The organism is Pseudoflavonifractor capillosus (genome assembly GCF_016899775.1).
GTDB lineage: Bacteria > Bacillota > Clostridia > Oscillospirales > Oscillospiraceae > Lawsonibacter.
Map to the genome: position 1 here is coordinate 1 of NZ_JACJJE010000192.1, position 254 is coordinate 254.

Sequence of the window (254 nt, forward strand, 5' to 3'; positions counted from 1 at the left end):
GGGCCCATAGCTCAGCTGGCTAGAGCGCACGACTGATAATCGTGAGGTCGGTGGTTCGAGTCCACTTGGGCCCACCAAAAAATAATTGACAATGAATAATTGACAATTGACAATATCGGAGCGAGGCGGAAGCGGAGCGAAGTAATTGTCAATTATAAATTGTCAATTGTCAATTTCACCGGGGGTTTAGTTCAGCTGGTAGAACACTTGCTTTGCAAGCAAGGGGTCACCGGTTCGAGTCCGGTAACCTCCAC

Annotated in this window: 2 tRNA genes; both read left to right on the forward strand. The window is 48.4% G+C overall.

The window, feature by feature from the left end:
* A tRNA-Ile gene (locus H6B31_RS16975) sits at positions 1-77 on the forward strand.
* Positions 78-180: 103 nt separating this feature from the next.
* A tRNA-Ala gene (locus H6B31_RS16980) sits at positions 181-253 on the forward strand.
* Position 254 lies beyond the last annotated feature (1 nt).